The organism is Pseudomonas sp. M1 (genome assembly GCF_022760135.1).
Lineage (GTDB): Bacteria > Pseudomonadota > Gammaproteobacteria > Pseudomonadales > Pseudomonadaceae > Pseudomonas > Pseudomonas citronellolis.
This window is the reverse complement of record NZ_CP094343.1, coordinates 6,009,259-6,022,710: the sequence shown is the minus strand read 5'-3', so window position 1 is coordinate 6,022,710 and position 13,452 is coordinate 6,009,259. Positions and strand designations below refer to the sequence as shown.

Here is a 13,452-nt window from a genome sequence, read left to right as displayed (position 1 = left end):
GGAAGCCGCCACCGGATCACCCCGCCCGGTTGTGGTAATGCTGGTTCGAGGCAGGTCTCCTGGCTCACGATCCGGCTTGCGCCTGGCCTTCGCCTTCCCGCCCGTGGGCAGTGGCATTCGAAGGGGTTGGGATCGTTCACAGTTGCGGGGGCAGCCGTGGCCTTGACCACGTTCCCTCTTAGCTCCGGCGCCGGGCCGGAGAACCTCGAAGCGACAAAGGCTACGCAGTGCCCGGCGGACGGTCAATCGCCGCCGGGCCGGTTGACGCCCCAGCGGGGCCGTGCTGTGCTGCCCGGCGACTGCCCGTGGAAGGATCGCTCGCGTGATACTGGTTGCCGGACTGGGGTGCCGCCGTGGCTGCGGCGCCGACGAACTGCTCGCCCTGCTGCGCGCCTGCCTGCGCGAGGCCGGCCTCGACGAGGCGGCGCTGAATGCCCTGGCCAGCAGCGAGGCCAAGGCCCTGGAGGGCGGTCTGCGCGACCTGTCGCGGCAACTGCGCCTGCCCCTGGAACTGCTGGATGCGCAGCGCCTGGCGCCTTACGAGCAACGCCTGACTTCCACTTCCGAGCGGGCCCGCCAGGTCACCGGCAGCGCTGGCGTGGCTGAGGCTGCTGCCCTGGCATTGGCCGAAGCGCTGGCCGAGGGCCCGGCGCGGCTGGTGGTGCCCAAGCGGCGTAGCGCCAATGCCACCTGCGCGCTGGCCATGGCGCCGGCTCTGATGGGATAGCGGGCTGGGGTAGACTGCGCCTTTCCCGATCCGAAGCGAAACGCCCATGACGGTCTATTTCATCGGCGCCGGCCCCGGCGATCCCGAGCTCATCACGGTCAAGGGCCAGCGCCTGCTGCGCAGCTGCCCGGTGATCCTCTACGCCGGCTCGCTGGTGCCCGAGGCGGTGCTCGAAGGGCACGGCGCCGAGGTGGTGGTGAACACCGCCGAGCTGCATCTGGAGCAGATAGTCGCGCTGCTCGCCGAGGCCCACGCGAAAGGCCAGGACGTGGCCCGCGTGCATTCCGGCGACCCTTCGCTGTACGGCGCTATCGGCGAGCAGATCCAGCACCTGCGCCGGCTAGGCATTCCCTACGAGATCGTCCCCGGCGTCACCGCCACCGCCGCCTGCGCCGCGCTGCTGGGCTGCGAGCTGACGCTGCCGGAGGTGTCGCAGACGCTGATCCTCACCCGCTACGCCAGCCGCACGAAGATGCCCGAGGGGGAATCCCTGGGCGACCTGGCGCGGCATCGGGCGAGCATGGCCATCCACCTGGGCGTGGGCCAGTTGGAGAAGATCGTCGCGGAGCTGTTGCCGCACTACGGCGCGGACTGCCCGATCGCAGTGATCCACCGCGCCAGTTGGCCGGATCAGGACCAGGTCAGCGGCACTCTTGGCGACATACTGCCCAAGGCCCGGGCCAAGGGCTTCAAGCGGACTGCGCTGATTCTGGTCGGGCGGGTGCTGGCGGCGGAGGGGGGCGGCGAGTCGTCGTTGTATAGCGCGGGGCATGCACATCTGTATCGGCCGGATTGATGGCAGATGGCTGGGGCTTGTTTGTAGGAGCGAGCTTGCTCGCGAATGGTGCCAACCGGATGCTCTGGTGCTGGGTGTGGCGCCTTTCCCTCTCCCCAGCCCTCGGCTGCGCGCCCCGCCCTGAAGGGAGAGGGGGCTTGTCCGTGCCGAGAGGAGGAGTGGTTTCAGCCGGAAACCGCCGAGACAGCCGGCTAACTGCAGCACATCCAACTCTGCCCAACGGTCCCCTCTCCCTTCAGGGAGAGGGTTAGGGAGAGGGCGTTCTCAAACCCAGCCCTCACAGCTCCCCGCCGTGGCGATGGGTATCGCTTCGCTCAACCCATCCTACGAGAAGCCGTGCCCACCGATATGGTAGGAGCGGATTCATCCGCGACTCCGCCGGCAGGGCGGACGACGCCCGGGCTAACCTTGGCGCCGCCGGGGCTTGCCCTACGCCATCCAATCATCCGGCCCACGCCCGGGCAGGCCGTGGCGGATGTACCAGCGCACGCCCAGGTGCAGGCCCAGGGCGGTGCCCACTGTCAGCAGGATCGTCAGGGTTTCCGCGTCCATGGTCGCTGTCCTTCGTCCGGGGTCTGGTCTGACAGCCTATGCCTGCGGCAATCTGTCGCACAGATACAGATCCTGTCCGAATGTACGGAGCAGCGCTACAGCGACTGGATGATCCGCCCGAGGGTCTCCATGGCCTTTTCGCTGCGCGGCGTCCAGGGGTGGCCGTAGTTCAGCCGCAGGCAGTGGCGGAAGGCGCGGGTGGCGGAGAAGATCGGCCCGGGGGCGATGCTGATGCCCTGGGCGTGGGCCAGCTGGAACAGTTTCAGCGCATCGACCCGTTCGGGCAGCTCCAGCCAGAGGAAGTAGCCGCCGCTGGGGCGGGTCACCCGCGTCGCTTCGGGGAAGTGCCGGGCCACCGCGGCGAGCATGGCGTGCTGCTGGCTTTCCAGGGCGTGGCGCAGCTTGCGCAGGTGGCGGTCGTAGCCGCCGTGCTGCAGGTAGTCGGCGATGGCCGCCTGGGCCGGCACCGAGGCCGACAGGCTGGTCATCAGCTTCAGGCGCTCGATCTGCTCGTGGAAGCGCCCGCCAGCCACCCAGCCGACGCGGTAGCCCGGCGCCAGGCTCTTGGAGAAACTGCCGCAGTGCATCACCAGGCCCTCAGCGTCGTAGGCCTTCACCGGCTTGGGCGCCTGCTGGGCGAAGTACAGCTCGGCGTAGACGTCGTCCTCGATCAGCGGCACCTGGTGCTTGCCCAGCAGGCCGGCGAGGGCGCGCTTACGGTCCTCGCCCATGCTCGCGCCCAGCGGGTTCTGGAAGTTGCTCATGAACCAGCAGGCCTTGATCGGCAGGCGCTCCAGGCTGTCGGCCAGCACCTGCAGGTCGATGCCCTCGCGCGGGTGCACGGGGATTTCCACGGCCTTGAGCTTGAGCCGCTCCAGCACCTGCAGGGTGGCGTAGAAGGCCGGCGCCTCGATGGCCACCAGGTCGCCGGGCTGGGTGACCACCTGCAGGCACAGGTTCAGCGCCTCCAGCGCGCCGTTGGTCACGACCAGTTCCTCCACCGGCAGCGGCGTGCCGTTGACCATGTAGCGCAGGGCGATCTGCCGGCGCAGGGCGTGGCTGCCCGGGGTCATGTCGGCCACCGCGGCGCGTGGCTCCATGTCGCGCACGGCATGGGCCATGGAGCGCGCCAGGCGCGGCAGGGGGAACAGCTCCGGAGCGGGGAAGGCCGAGCCGAAGGGCACGGTGTCCGGGTCCTTGATCGAGCTGAGCACCGAGAACACCAGCTCGCTGACGTCCACCTCGGTGGTCTGCGCCTCGTGGCGGGCGATCTCCGGTTCGGCCAGGGCGCGGCGCACGTGCTCGCGGACGAAGTAGCCGGAGCGCGCGCGGGCCACGATCAGGCCGCGGTCCTCCAGCAGGTAGTAGGCCTGGAACACGGTGGAAGCGCTGACCCCGTAGGTGCGGCTGGCGTGCCGCACCGAGGGCACCTTCTGCCCGGGGGCGAGCACCCCGTTGCGGATCAGCTCGGCGATCTCGTCGGCGAATTTCTCGTAGCGCTTCATCTTGTCCCGGGGGCCGTTGGGGAGCTCCCACTCTAGGCGTTGCGCGGCGCCGCCGCCATGCCGCGGGGCCATCGCTCAGCGCCTCGGCGCGACGAAGGTGCTGGCCGCCTCGACCTGTTCGCCGTCCTGCGCGCTCACGCGGAAGTGCAGGGGCACAGGCCCGCCGCTGCCGCTCAGTTCCAGGCGCGCCACCGAGACGGCGAAGTCGCGGATCTCGCCCGGCTCCAGGCGCTGGTCGAGGGCGCCCTGCAGGCGGTAGCCGCTGTCCTCGGCCAGGCCCAGGCGGTAGCGCTGCGCCTGCTGGGTCTTGTTGATCAGCTTGAGGTTGTAGACGTTCTCGATCTCGCCGGCCGCGTTCTCGCGGAACAGGCCGCGGTCGCGGGCCACATCCAGGGCGATCAGCGGGCGCGCCTGCAGGGCCCAGGCGAAGGCGCCGAACATGGCCAGCAGCACCGCCGCGTAGCCGACCAGGCGCGGCCGCAGCAGGTGGGTGCGGCCGCCTTCCAGGGCGCGTTCGGAGGTGTAGCGCACCAGGCCGCGGGCGTAGCCCATGCGGTCCATCACCGAGTCGCAGGCGTCGACGCAGGCGGCGCAGCCGATGCAGGCGATCTGCAGGCCGTCGCGGATGTCGATGCCGGTGGGGCAGACCTGCACGCACTGCTGGCAGTCGATGCAGTCGCCCAGGCCGAGGGCCCTGGGCTCGGCGTCTTTCCGGCGCGCGCCACGGGATTCGCCGCGGGCGGCATCATAGGAAATGATCAGCGTGTCCTTGTCGAACATCACGCTCTGGAAGCGCGAGTAGGGGCACATGTGGATGCACACCTGCTCGCGCAGCCAGCCGGCGTTGGCGTAGGTGGCGGCGGCGAAGAAGGCCACCCAGAAGGCGCTTTCCAGGTCCAGCTTCAGGGTGAAGAGGTCCGCCACCAGCGGGCGCACCGGGGTGAAGTAGCCGACGAAGGTCAGCGCCGTGGCCAGGCTGACCAGCAGCCAGAGCCCGTGCTTGGCGCCCTTGCGCAGGTACTTGGCGGCGCTGGGCGGGGCCTTGTCCAGCTTCATGCGCTGGTTGCGGTCGCCCTCGGTGACCTGCTCGGCCCACATGAAGATCCAGGTCCACACGCTCTGCGGGCAGGTGTAGCCGCACCACACGCGGCCGGCCAGCACGGTGATGAAGAACAGGCCGAAGGCGGCGATGATCAATAGCGCCGAGAGCAGGATCAGGTCCTGCGGCCAGAAGGTCGCGCCGAAGATGTAGAACTTGCGCTCGGGCAGGTCCCAGAGCACCGCCTGGCGGCCGTCCCACTGCAGCCACAGGGTGCCGAAGAACAGCAGGAACAGCAGCGCCCCGCCGAGCCGCCGCAGGTCGCGGAAGCGGCCGCTGAAGCGCTTGGTGTAGACCGCCGGGGTGACCGCCGAGAGCGGCTTGGGCGGCGGGGTGAAACGTTGCGGGGCGGCGATCTCGACGATCTTCGCGGGGATTCTCTGGCTCATTGTCGTGGCCCATCAGGCTTGGGATGCGCCGCGACTATAGGAAGCGCCCTGGGCACGAAACAGATTCAGGTCTCCCGCAAAAAACCGGATCAGATGCGCCGCGCCAGGCATGGCCTGCGCTGTGGAGGCGGCGCGCGGCACGCGGTCGCAGGGCGGTCCAGCCCGCTCGGGCAAGGCGTCTGATCCGCTTTTTTGCGGCGGATCTGCCGCTGTTTCGCGGCGCGGCCGCCGGCCATAGTGGCGCCATCACCAGCGGCGGCCCGACGCAGGCCGCCGCAGCAGCCTTGTGAGGTGCCCCCGGCGATGTACCGATACGACGATTACGACCATGCCCTGGTGCGCGAGCGCGTGGCGCAGTTCCGCGACCAGGTGGCGCGGCGGCTTGGCGGCCAGTTGAGCGAGGAGGAGTTCCTGCCGCTGCGCCTGCAGAATGGCCTGTACCTGCAGAAGCACGCCTACATGCTGCGCGTGGCCATTCCCTACGGCACCCTGGCCAGCGGCCAGCTGCGCACCCTGGCGCGCATCGCCCGCGACCACGACCGCGGCTACGGCCACTTCACCACGCGGCAGAACATCCAGTTCAACTGGATCGAACTGGAGCAGGTGCCGGACATCCTCGAACAGCTCGCCGAAGTCGAGATGCACGCCATCCAGACTTCCGGCAACTGCGTGCGTAACATCACCACCGAGGCCTTCGCCGGCGTCGCCGCCGACGAGCTGCTGGACCCGCGGCCGCTGGCCGAGATCCTCCGCCAGTGGTCGACGGTGAACCCGGAATTCCTGTTCCTGCCGCGCAAGTTCAAGATCGCCCTGTGCGCCGCCGAGGAAGACCGCGCGGCGGTGATGATGCACGACATCGGCCTCTACCTTTACCGTGACGCCGCCGGCGAGCTGCGCCTGCGGGTGATGGTGGGCGGCGGCCTGGGGCGCACGCCGATCCTCTCCCAGCCGATCCGCGAGGAGCTGCCCTGGCAGCACCTGCTGTCCTACGTCGAGGCCATCCTGCGGGTGTACAACCGCTACGGCCGCCGCGACAACAAGTACAAGGCGCGCATCAAGATCCTGGTCAAGGCGCTGGGCATCGAGGCCTTCGCCCTCGAGGTGGAGGAGGAGTGGCTGCACATCCGCGACGGCGAGGCGCAGCTGACCGCGGAGGAATACCAGCGCGTCGCCGCCGCCTTCGAGCCGCCGCGCTACGCGCAGGCCGCCGCCGACGAGCTGGCCTACGGCAGCGCCCTGGCCGCCGATGCCGCCTTCGCCCGCTGGGCCTCGCGCAACGTGCGCCCGCACAAGGTGCCGGGCTACGCCAGCGTGGTGCTCTCGACCAAGCCGGGCGCCGCCGCGCCGCCCGGGGACGTCAGCGCCGAGCAGATGGAGCGCGTCGCCGACTGGGCCGAACGCTACGGGTTCGGCGAAATCCGCGTGGCCCACGAGCAGAACCTGGTGCTGCCGGACGTGCGCAAGGCCGAACTGCACGCGCTCTGGCGCGAGGCCTGCGCAGCCGGGCTGGGCACGCCCAACCAGGGCCTGCTGAGCGACGTCATCGCCTGCCCCGGCGGCGACTACTGTGCGCTGGCCAACGCCAAGTCGATCCCCATCGCCCAGGGCATCCAGCAGCGCTTCGAGGACCTGGACTACCTGCACGACCTGGGCGAGCTGAGCCTGAACATCTCCGGCTGCATGAACGCCTGCGGCCACCACCACATCGGCAACATCGGCATCCTCGGCGTCGACAAGAACGGCAGCGAGTGGTACCAGGTCACCCTCGGCGGCGCCCAGGGCAAGCGCGCCGCGCTGGGCCGGGTGATAGGCCCGTCGTTCAGCGCCGCCGAGGTGCCGGCGGTGATCGAGCGCATCGTCCACACCTACGTGGAGCGGCGCGGGGCTGGCGAGAGCTTCGTCGAGACCGTCGGGCGCATCGGCCTGGAGCCGTTCAAGGCGCGGGTCTACGCGCAACCGGAGGTGCCGGTATGAACAACCTGATCCGCCTGGGCGGCGAGGGCGCCTGGCACGACCGCGACGACGCCTGGACGCTGCTGCGTGAGGTGCCCGGGACGCTGCCCGAAGGCGACCTCATCCTGCCGCTGGAGCTCTGGCTCGGCTGCCGAAACGAGTTCGCCCGCGAAGCGGACTCGCCGGGCGCGCCTCAGCTGAGCGGCCTGCGCGCCAGCTCGCTGCTCAAACGGCATGGCGTGTGGCTGGGGCCGGATGACGATCCGCAGAGGCTGGTTGGCCGGCTGGACAAGCTGCCGCTCATCGCCATCGACTTTCCCAGCTTCCGCGACGGCCGCGGCTACAGCCTGGCCTACCTGCTGCGCCGGCGCCTGGGCTGGCGCGGCGAGCTGCGCGCGGTGGGCGAGGTGCTGCGCGATCAGCTGGCGTACCTGCGCCAGTGCGGTTTCGACGCCTTCGCGGTGCGCGCGGACAAGTCCGTGGAGGACGCGCTCAAGGGCCTGGCCGGGCTCAGCGTGCTCTACGGGCGCTCGGCGATCGAGCCGCGGCCGCTGTTCCGCCGGCGCTGAAAACCGCCCGCTTTCAGGGACCCGCGCCGCGCCGCGCGTGGCGCCGCGCTTGACGCTGTTCCGGTGCGCAGGAAAAATGCCGGCAAAGCGTCGGCGAAACGCCGCCGGCCGTGGCCCACGATTCGAGTGACCCCCTGAAGATGCGTATGCGCCTGATGCTGTTGGGTGGCGGTAATGCCCTGGGACAGGCGCTGATCCGCCTGGGAGCCGAGGAAGACATCGGCTTCCTCGCCCCGCGCCCGCCCGAGCAGGGCTGGGATGCCTCCAGCCTGACCCTGCTGCTGGACGAGACCCGCCCCGACGCGGTGATCAACCTCGCCTACTACCACGACTGGTTCCAGGCCGAGCAGGTCGACGACGCCCGCCTGGCCGGCCAGGAACGCGCCGTGGAGCGCCTGGCCGAACTCTGCCAGCATTACGAGATCCTCCTGCTGCAGCCTTCCAGCTACCGCGTGTTCGACGGCGCCCGCGCCACCGCCTACAGCGAGAAGGACGAGCCGCTGCCCCTGGGCCGCCGCGGCCAGGCGCTGTGGCGCATGGAACAGTGGGTGCGCGCCACCTGCCCGCGCCACGTGCTGCTGCGCTTCGGCTGGCTGCTGGACGACAGCCCGGGCGGCAGCCTGGACCGCTTCCTCAGCCGCGCCCTGGGCGAGGACGAGCTGTACCTGGCGGACGACCGCCGCGGCAACCCCACCCCGGTGGACGACGCCGCGCGGGTGATCCTCTCGGTGCTCAAGCAGCTGGACTGCCAGGCGCCGCTGTGGGGCACCTACCACTATGGCGGCCTGGAGGCCACCACCACCCTGGCCCTGGGCCAGGTGATCATCGCCGAGGCCCGCACCCTCACCGGCCAGGCCCTGCGCGACCCCGTCGCCCAGGCCCACGCGGCGCGCCCGGATGCCAGCGAGGAACCGCAGCACGCGGTGCTCGCCTGTAAGAAAATCCTCCACACCTTCGGCATCAAGCCGCGCGCCTGGCGTGCAGCGCTGCCGACCCTGCTGGACCGTTACTACCGTCATGGCTGACATCTCCCCGGCATCCGCCGCCCCCATCCTCATCACCGGCGGCGCCGGTTTCATCGGCTCGCACCTGGCCGACGCGCTGCTGGCGCGCGGCTTCAAGGTCCGCGTGCTGGACAACCTGTCCACCGGCAAGCGCGAGAACCTCGCCGCGGAGGTGGAACTGCTGGTCGGCGACGTCGCCGACGCGGCCGTGGTCCGCCGCGCCCTGCAGGGCTGCCAGGCGGTGGCGCACCTGGCCGCGGTGGCCTCGGTGCAGGCCTCGGTGGACGACCCGGTGGCCACCCACCAGAGCAACTTCATCGGCACCCTGAACCTCTGCGAAGCCCTGCGCGAAGCCGGGGTGAAGCGTGTGCTGTATGCCTCCAGCGCCGCCGTCTACGGCCACAACGGTCAGGGCACGGCGATAGCCGAGGACCTGCCCAAGGCGCCGCTGACGCCCTACGCGGCGGACAAGCTGGCCGGCGAGTACTACTTCGACTTCTACCGTCGCCAGCATGGCCTGGAGCCGGCGGTGTTCCGCTTCTTCAACGTCTACGGCCCGCGCCAGGACCCGTCCTCGCCCTATTCCGGGGTGATCAGCATCTTCACCCAGCGCGCCCTCTCCGGGCAGCCGATCACGGTGTTCGGCGACGGCGAGCAGACCCGCGACTTCATCTACGTCGCCGACCTGGTGCAGTTGCTGGTGCAGGCGCTGGAGGCACCACAGGTGCCGGAAGGGGCGGTCAACGTCGGGCTGAACCAGGTGACCAGCCTGAACCAGCTGCTGGGCGAGATCGGCGCGCTGGTCGGCGGCCTGCCGCAGGTAGCCCACGCCGAGGCACGCCCTGGCGACATCCGCCATTCCCGCGCCGACAACGGCCGCCTGCTGGCGCACTACCGCCTGGAACGGCCGACGCCGATCGGCGAGGGCCTGGCGCGCCTGCTCGGGCGCTGATCACCACCAGGGCTTGTTCAGCGCCAGGTAGAAGATGCCGCCCAGGCAGGCCAGGGCCAGGGCGCTGAGCAGCGCCTTGGGCCCGCGCGCCGCGCTGCGCATGGCGAAGGCGGCGAGCACGATGTAGCCCACCAGCAGCCCCAGCTTGGCCTGCAGCCACAGCGGCAGCGGCCAGGGCATGGCCAGGTGCACCAGGCCCAGGGCGCTGAGCAGCAGCAGGCTGTCCACCAGGTGCGGCGCCCAGCGCTGCCAGCCGGCCAGGCGCCGGCCTCGCCAGCTCAGCCCCAGGCGCCAGAGGAAGAGCAGGCTGCTGAGGACTGCCAGGGTGATGTGCAGGTGCTTCAACCAGAGGTACATGGGGCGCTCACTTGTATTCGGTGGTGTAGAGCACGACGAACTCGAAGGGCCCCGGCCGGACCTCGGCGCCCGCCAGCAGCTCGGCCTCGAAGGCGGTGTCGAAGCTCAGCGAGCGCGGCGTGCGGACCACGTGCTCGACGGGCTGGTTGAAGACTACGTACCGCTCGTTCTGCAGGTCCTTGATCTTCAGCAGCAAACCGGCGGATTCGTGGAGCAGCGCGGTGTTGCCGTCGAGGAGCTGGCCGTTGGCCGGTGACAGCGTGGTGTGGATGACCGCGCCGCCGTCGCACTGCCAATGAAAGTCGAAACGCCGCTGCAGGGGCAACTGGTTCTTGCTGAAACTGCCGAAATCGACCCGCGTCGGCGCATCGGTCATCTCGCAGGTGGTGGGCAGGAAGGTCAGGGCGACGCCCGGGAAGGGGTCGATGGGGTAGGCCGGCGGCGTGTTGTTCCAGCGCGAGCCGACGAACAGCGCCGGCTCGCGGAAGTTGATCGAGTACACCCCCGGGGTGTCGATCGGGCCGTTCTTCAGCACCTCGATGAAGCTGTTGGACAGCGAGCCGCTGACGCATTCGCTGGGGCCCAGGCTGCGGTCGCCGACGATGCCCAGCTGGATGCGCTCGGCCACCCCGCCCACCTGCTTGACGCCGACGCCGTCCTTGCCCGAGGGAATCACCCGGTAGACCAGGCCGTTGAGGTTGGTGGCGAAGTCGTTGCCCTGCATGTGGCTGGCCTCGCTGGCCACGCCCAGCACGATGTAGCGCCCGGCGTCCCCGGCCAGGTATTCCTGCAGGCGGCAGGCGTAGTCCAGGGACAGGTTCAGGGTGCCCAGCACGCTGCCCACCGGCAGGCCGGCGCTGATGTAGGTCTCGCCGTCGTAGGTGAACTGCTGGTTGGTGAAGTAGCACTGGTTCGGCTCGACCGGGCACTCGTCGGCGGCGGCCGGCAGCGCCTGCAGCAGGCAGGCGGCCAGGGCCAGGCAGTGGAACAGGGGGCGGCGGCGCGGGTGGATCATAATCTTTCCTCGCTTGGCGGGCCGCCGGCGGCGGCCTGGCAGTCGACCGGGATGGCCCGGTAGCTGTCCTGCTTGTCCTTCTTCGCCGGCATGGCGTAAGTGAAGCTGCATTGCTGCTCGTCCGCCTCGCCCCAGGATACCCGGTAGCTGTCGCGGCCCTTTTCCAGGTACAGGTAGACCAGGTTGTCCTGGCCGACGTAGGCGAGGACTTCGCCGGCGCCGCCGACCTCGGCGCCGAAGGGCACCTCCTGGCCACCGGGGCGGCGCAGTTCGAGCAGCACCGAGATGCCGCTGCGGGTGCGGTAGGGCACCCGCACGATGGCGCCATAGCGCGGCGCGGTCTTCTGGATGTTCTCCTTGATCTCGACGTCGGCGCTGGCGCTCTTGGCGTCCAGCACTATCTCGTTGTGGCGGTAGGGCGTCAGCCCCGTGAGCAGGGCCTTGCCGTCGTCGTCGAGGCGCACGCGGCCGCGGGGCAGCAGGGCGCCCGCCGCGCCTTCGGCCTCGACTATCGCCATGGTCTCGCCCTGGCTCGGCGACAGCGCGATGCCGCCGGAATAGGCCACCAGGCTGCCGCGCGCCGACAGCGACTCGCGGCTGAAGCCGTCGCCGCGCGCCAGGCTGGCGCCCAGGGCGCTGGCGGAGGTGCGCAGGTTGAGGTTGCCGCCGTAGGACTGGGTGCTGGCGCTGTCGGCCTGGCTGTGGTTGCCGTACAGGTTGTAGTTCCACTGGCCGCGCTCGCCGGCGATGCCGCTGAGGCTGGTCTGCAGCGAGCGGTTGTGCGCGTCCTGCAGCGACAGGGTGCTGCTCAGGCGCGGCGCGCCGGCATCGCGGCCCAGCGGGATGCTGATGCTCAGCAGGTACTGGTTGTCGTAGCCGTCGACGCTCTGGAAGCGCGTCGCCGACAGGCCCAGGCTGCCCCAGTTGAAGGTGCGGCTGAAGCCGCTGCTGAAGGTCAGGCTGCGCCGCTCGCCGGTCCAGTAGCTCTGCCCCACGCCGGAAATGTACAGGCTGCCGCCGGCCAGCGCCTGGCTGAGGCTGAGCTGGACGCGGTCGCGCTCGCGGAACAGGCTGGCGTTGTCGGTGTCCAGGGCGTCGGCCGCGGCGGCCAGCCCCAGGTAGCCCTTGTCCGAGCGGCGGTAGGACAGCTGCAGGTTGGTGCCGCCGAACGACTTGTTGTAGGCCAGGCGGTAGCTTTCGCCGTTGTCGGGCATGTCCTGGCCCGCTGCGTCGGCGGGCAGGGCGTCGAAGCGCGACAGGGTGGCGTCCAGGGAGAAGGCGCCATAGGGCGTGTTCAGCGCGGCGCCGATCAGCGAGGCCATGTAGCTGTCGGCGATCACCGCGCCGGAATAGGCGCTGAGGTTGTTGCTCAGGCCCCGGCGGTAGCCGCCCTGGACGAACTTCAGCGGGTTGTCGACGTCCTCGCCGCGGTAGCTGCCGGAGGCCACCTGGTAGCGCGAGGCGCCGGGCCTGAGCAGTTCGGCGGCATAGGAATAGGGCACGCTGAAGCTCTTCTCGCGGCCGTCGGCCTCGATCACCGTGACCAGCAGGTCCTCGGTGTAGCCGGTGTTGTACAGGTCGTCGATGACGAAGGGGCCGGGCGGCACGCTGACCTGGTGGATCAGTTGCTGGCCCTGGTGGATCTTCACGGTCGCATTGCTGTCGGCGATGCCGCGCACCACCGGCGCGAAGCCGCGCTCGCTCTCGGGCAGCATGCGCTCGTCGCTCTCCAGCTGCACACCGCTGAAGGGGATGCTGTCGAACAGGTCGCCGGCGGTGAAGTGCTGGCCGAGGGTCAGTTGCGAGGACAGCGCGGTGATGTCGCGCTGGGCGTAGTTGTTCAGGGTGCGATAGTGGCTGCCCTGGCGGGTGGTGTCGCCGTGGCTGAAGGTGGCGTTGTGGCGCAGGCGCCAGTCCATCAGGTTGAGGCCGCCGTTGAGGCCGAGGAACAGGTCGTTGCGGGTGTCCTGGCTGTTGCTGGAGCGGTCGAAGTTGCTGGTGTAGCTGACGAAGCCGGCGTTGATCCCCGAATCCCAGCTCTGCGGCGGCGCATAGTTGCGCGGGCGCTGTTTGACGTAGGCCTGGGGCAGGGTGAGGAGGATGGCCCCGCTGGCGCCGTCCAGTTCCACGCGGCTCTGCGGCACGCGTTCGGGCAGGTCGACGCAGTCGCCGCTGGCGGGCTTGGCGTCGGCGGCGGGCTCGGGCAGCAGCACGCCCCACTGTTCCAGTTGTTCCTGGGTGAAGCAGTAGACCTGGCGTTGCTCGGCGGTATGCACCACGCGTACTTCCTGCTGGCCGAAATACACCTTGTTCAGGGTCAGGTCGAGGGAGTAGGTGCCCGGCGGCAGCGCCGAGGGATTCTTCTCGAACCCGGAAACGTCCGTGCTCATGCCCAGCGTCTCCAGCAGGCCGCGGTCGAAGTGCACCTCGCCGGTGCCTTCGGCGGCCACTGCCGGGGCCGGGAGCAGGGCGCAGAAGAGCCCTCCCAGGCACCCCAGACGCAGGAGGCGGGACAGTATCGAAGGGGACACGAT

The 13,452-nt window shown here is 70.0% G+C and carries 12 protein-coding genes and 1 riboswitch; of the genes, 6 read left to right on the top strand and 6 right to left on the bottom strand.

The annotated features are described in order from the left end of the window. Positions 1 to 32: 32 nt before the first annotated feature. Positions 33 to 223: riboswitch (cobalamin riboswitch) on the bottom strand. Positions 224 to 322: 99 nt separating this feature from the next. After that, positions 323 to 727, top strand: a complete 405-nt coding sequence (locus tag PM1_RS26710; protein ID WP_009617220.1) for a cobalamin biosynthesis protein — start codon at positions 323 to 325, stop codon at positions 725 to 727. Positions 728 to 773: 46 nt separating this feature from the next. Next, the gene (gene cobM / locus PM1_RS26705; RefSeq protein WP_009617221.1) at positions 774 to 1,523 is read left to right on the top strand and encodes a precorrin-4 C(11)-methyltransferase; all 750 of its coding nucleotides are present in this window, start codon (positions 774 to 776) and stop codon (positions 1,521 to 1,523) included. Positions 1,524 to 1,952: 429 nt separating this feature from the next. Here the strand turns inward: cobM and PM1_RS31185 are convergent, their stop codons facing one another. From PM1_RS31185 to ccoG, 3 genes are all read right to left on the bottom strand, one after another. Next, on the bottom strand, positions 1,953 to 2,075 hold the full coding sequence (locus tag PM1_RS31185; RefSeq protein WP_009617223.1) for a hypothetical protein: 123 nt from the start codon (positions 2,073 to 2,075) through the stop codon (positions 1,953 to 1,955). Between the two features lie 95 nt (positions 2,076 to 2,170). Continuing rightward, positions 2,171 to 3,580, bottom strand: coding sequence for a GntR family transcriptional regulator MpaR (mapR, locus tag PM1_RS26700; RefSeq protein WP_024128039.1), 1,410 nt, complete (start codon positions 3,578 to 3,580; stop codon positions 2,171 to 2,173). Between the two features lie 75 nt (positions 3,581 to 3,655). Further along, a complete protein-coding gene (gene ccoG / locus PM1_RS26695; protein WP_009617227.1) occupies positions 3,656 to 5,068 on the bottom strand; it encodes a cytochrome c oxidase accessory protein CcoG in 1,413 nt (470 codons plus the stop codon). Between the two features lie 303 nt (positions 5,069 to 5,371). Here ccoG and PM1_RS26690 point away from each other — a divergent pair, with 303 nt between their 5' ends. From PM1_RS26690 to PM1_RS26675, 4 genes are all read left to right on the top strand, one after another. Then, complete coding sequence (locus PM1_RS26690; protein WP_009617228.1) at positions 5,372 to 7,042, top strand: nitrite/sulfite reductase; 1,671 nt, start codon at positions 5,372 to 5,374, stop codon at positions 7,040 to 7,042. Then, positions 7,039 to 7,590: a DUF934 domain-containing protein gene (locus PM1_RS26685; RefSeq protein WP_009617229.1), complete on the top strand. Its 552-nt coding sequence runs from the start codon at positions 7,039 to 7,041 to the stop codon at positions 7,588 to 7,590. Before PM1_RS26690 ends, PM1_RS26685 begins: the two co-directional genes overlap by 4 nt. Positions 7,591 to 7,730: 140 nt before the next feature. After that, on the top strand, positions 7,731 to 8,615 hold the full coding sequence (locus tag PM1_RS26680) for a sugar nucleotide-binding protein (protein ID WP_009617230.1): 885 nt from the start codon (positions 7,731 to 7,733) through the stop codon (positions 8,613 to 8,615). Next, positions 8,608 to 9,546: an NAD-dependent epimerase/dehydratase family protein gene (locus tag PM1_RS26675; protein ID WP_009617231.1), complete on the top strand. Its 939-nt coding sequence runs from the start codon at positions 8,608 to 8,610 to the stop codon at positions 9,544 to 9,546. The genes PM1_RS26680 and PM1_RS26675 overlap by 8 nt, the downstream gene beginning before the upstream one ends. Here the strand turns inward: PM1_RS26675 and PM1_RS26670 are convergent, their stop codons facing one another. From PM1_RS26670 to PM1_RS26660, 3 genes are read right to left on the bottom strand one after another with little or no spacing between them, the layout of a single operon-like run. Then, positions 9,547 to 9,903 carry a SirB2 family protein gene (locus PM1_RS26670; RefSeq protein ID WP_009617233.1) on the bottom strand — a complete coding sequence of 119 codons (357 nt, stop codon included), beginning with the start codon at positions 9,901 to 9,903 and terminating at the stop codon, positions 9,547 to 9,549. Positions 9,904 to 9,910: 7 nt separating this feature from the next. Beyond that, positions 9,911 to 10,918 (bottom strand): hypothetical protein, encoded by a 1,008-nt coding sequence (locus PM1_RS26665; protein ID WP_009617235.1) that lies wholly within the window; start codon positions 10,916 to 10,918, stop codon positions 9,911 to 9,913. Then, positions 10,915 to 13,449 (bottom strand): fimbria/pilus outer membrane usher protein, encoded by a 2,535-nt coding sequence (locus PM1_RS26660; RefSeq protein ID WP_009617238.1) that lies wholly within the window; start codon positions 13,447 to 13,449, stop codon positions 10,915 to 10,917. Before PM1_RS26660 ends, PM1_RS26665 begins: the two co-directional genes overlap by 4 nt. Positions 13,450 to 13,452: the final 3 nt, after the last annotated feature.

Coding starts and splice junctions, on each gene's coding strand:
- cobM (WP_009617221.1), top strand. CDS start 774: ATGACGGTCTATTTCATCGGCGCCGGCCCCGGCGATCCCGAGCTCATC.
- PM1_RS31185 (WP_009617223.1), bottom strand. CDS start 2,075: ATGGACGCGGAAACCCTGACGATCCTGCTGACAGTGGGCACCGCCCTG.
- mapR (WP_024128039.1), bottom strand. CDS start 3,580: ATGAAGCGCTACGAGAAATTCGCCGACGAGATCGCCGAGCTGATCCGC.
- ccoG (WP_009617227.1), bottom strand. CDS start 5,068: ATGAGCCAGAGAATCCCCGCGAAGATCGTCGAGATCGCCGCCCCGCAA.
- PM1_RS26690 (WP_009617228.1), top strand. CDS start 5,372: ATGTACCGATACGACGATTACGACCATGCCCTGGTGCGCGAGCGCGTG.
- PM1_RS26685 (WP_009617229.1), top strand. CDS start 7,039: ATGAACAACCTGATCCGCCTGGGCGGCGAGGGCGCCTGGCACGACCGC.
- PM1_RS26680 (WP_009617230.1), top strand. CDS start 7,731: ATGCGTATGCGCCTGATGCTGTTGGGTGGCGGTAATGCCCTGGGACAG.
- PM1_RS26675 (WP_009617231.1), top strand. CDS start 8,608: ATGGCTGACATCTCCCCGGCATCCGCCGCCCCCATCCTCATCACCGGC.
- PM1_RS26670 (WP_009617233.1), bottom strand. CDS start 9,903: ATGTACCTCTGGTTGAAGCACCTGCACATCACCCTGGCAGTCCTCAGC.
- PM1_RS26665 (WP_009617235.1), bottom strand. CDS start 10,918: ATGATCCACCCGCGCCGCCGCCCCCTGTTCCACTGCCTGGCCCTGGCC.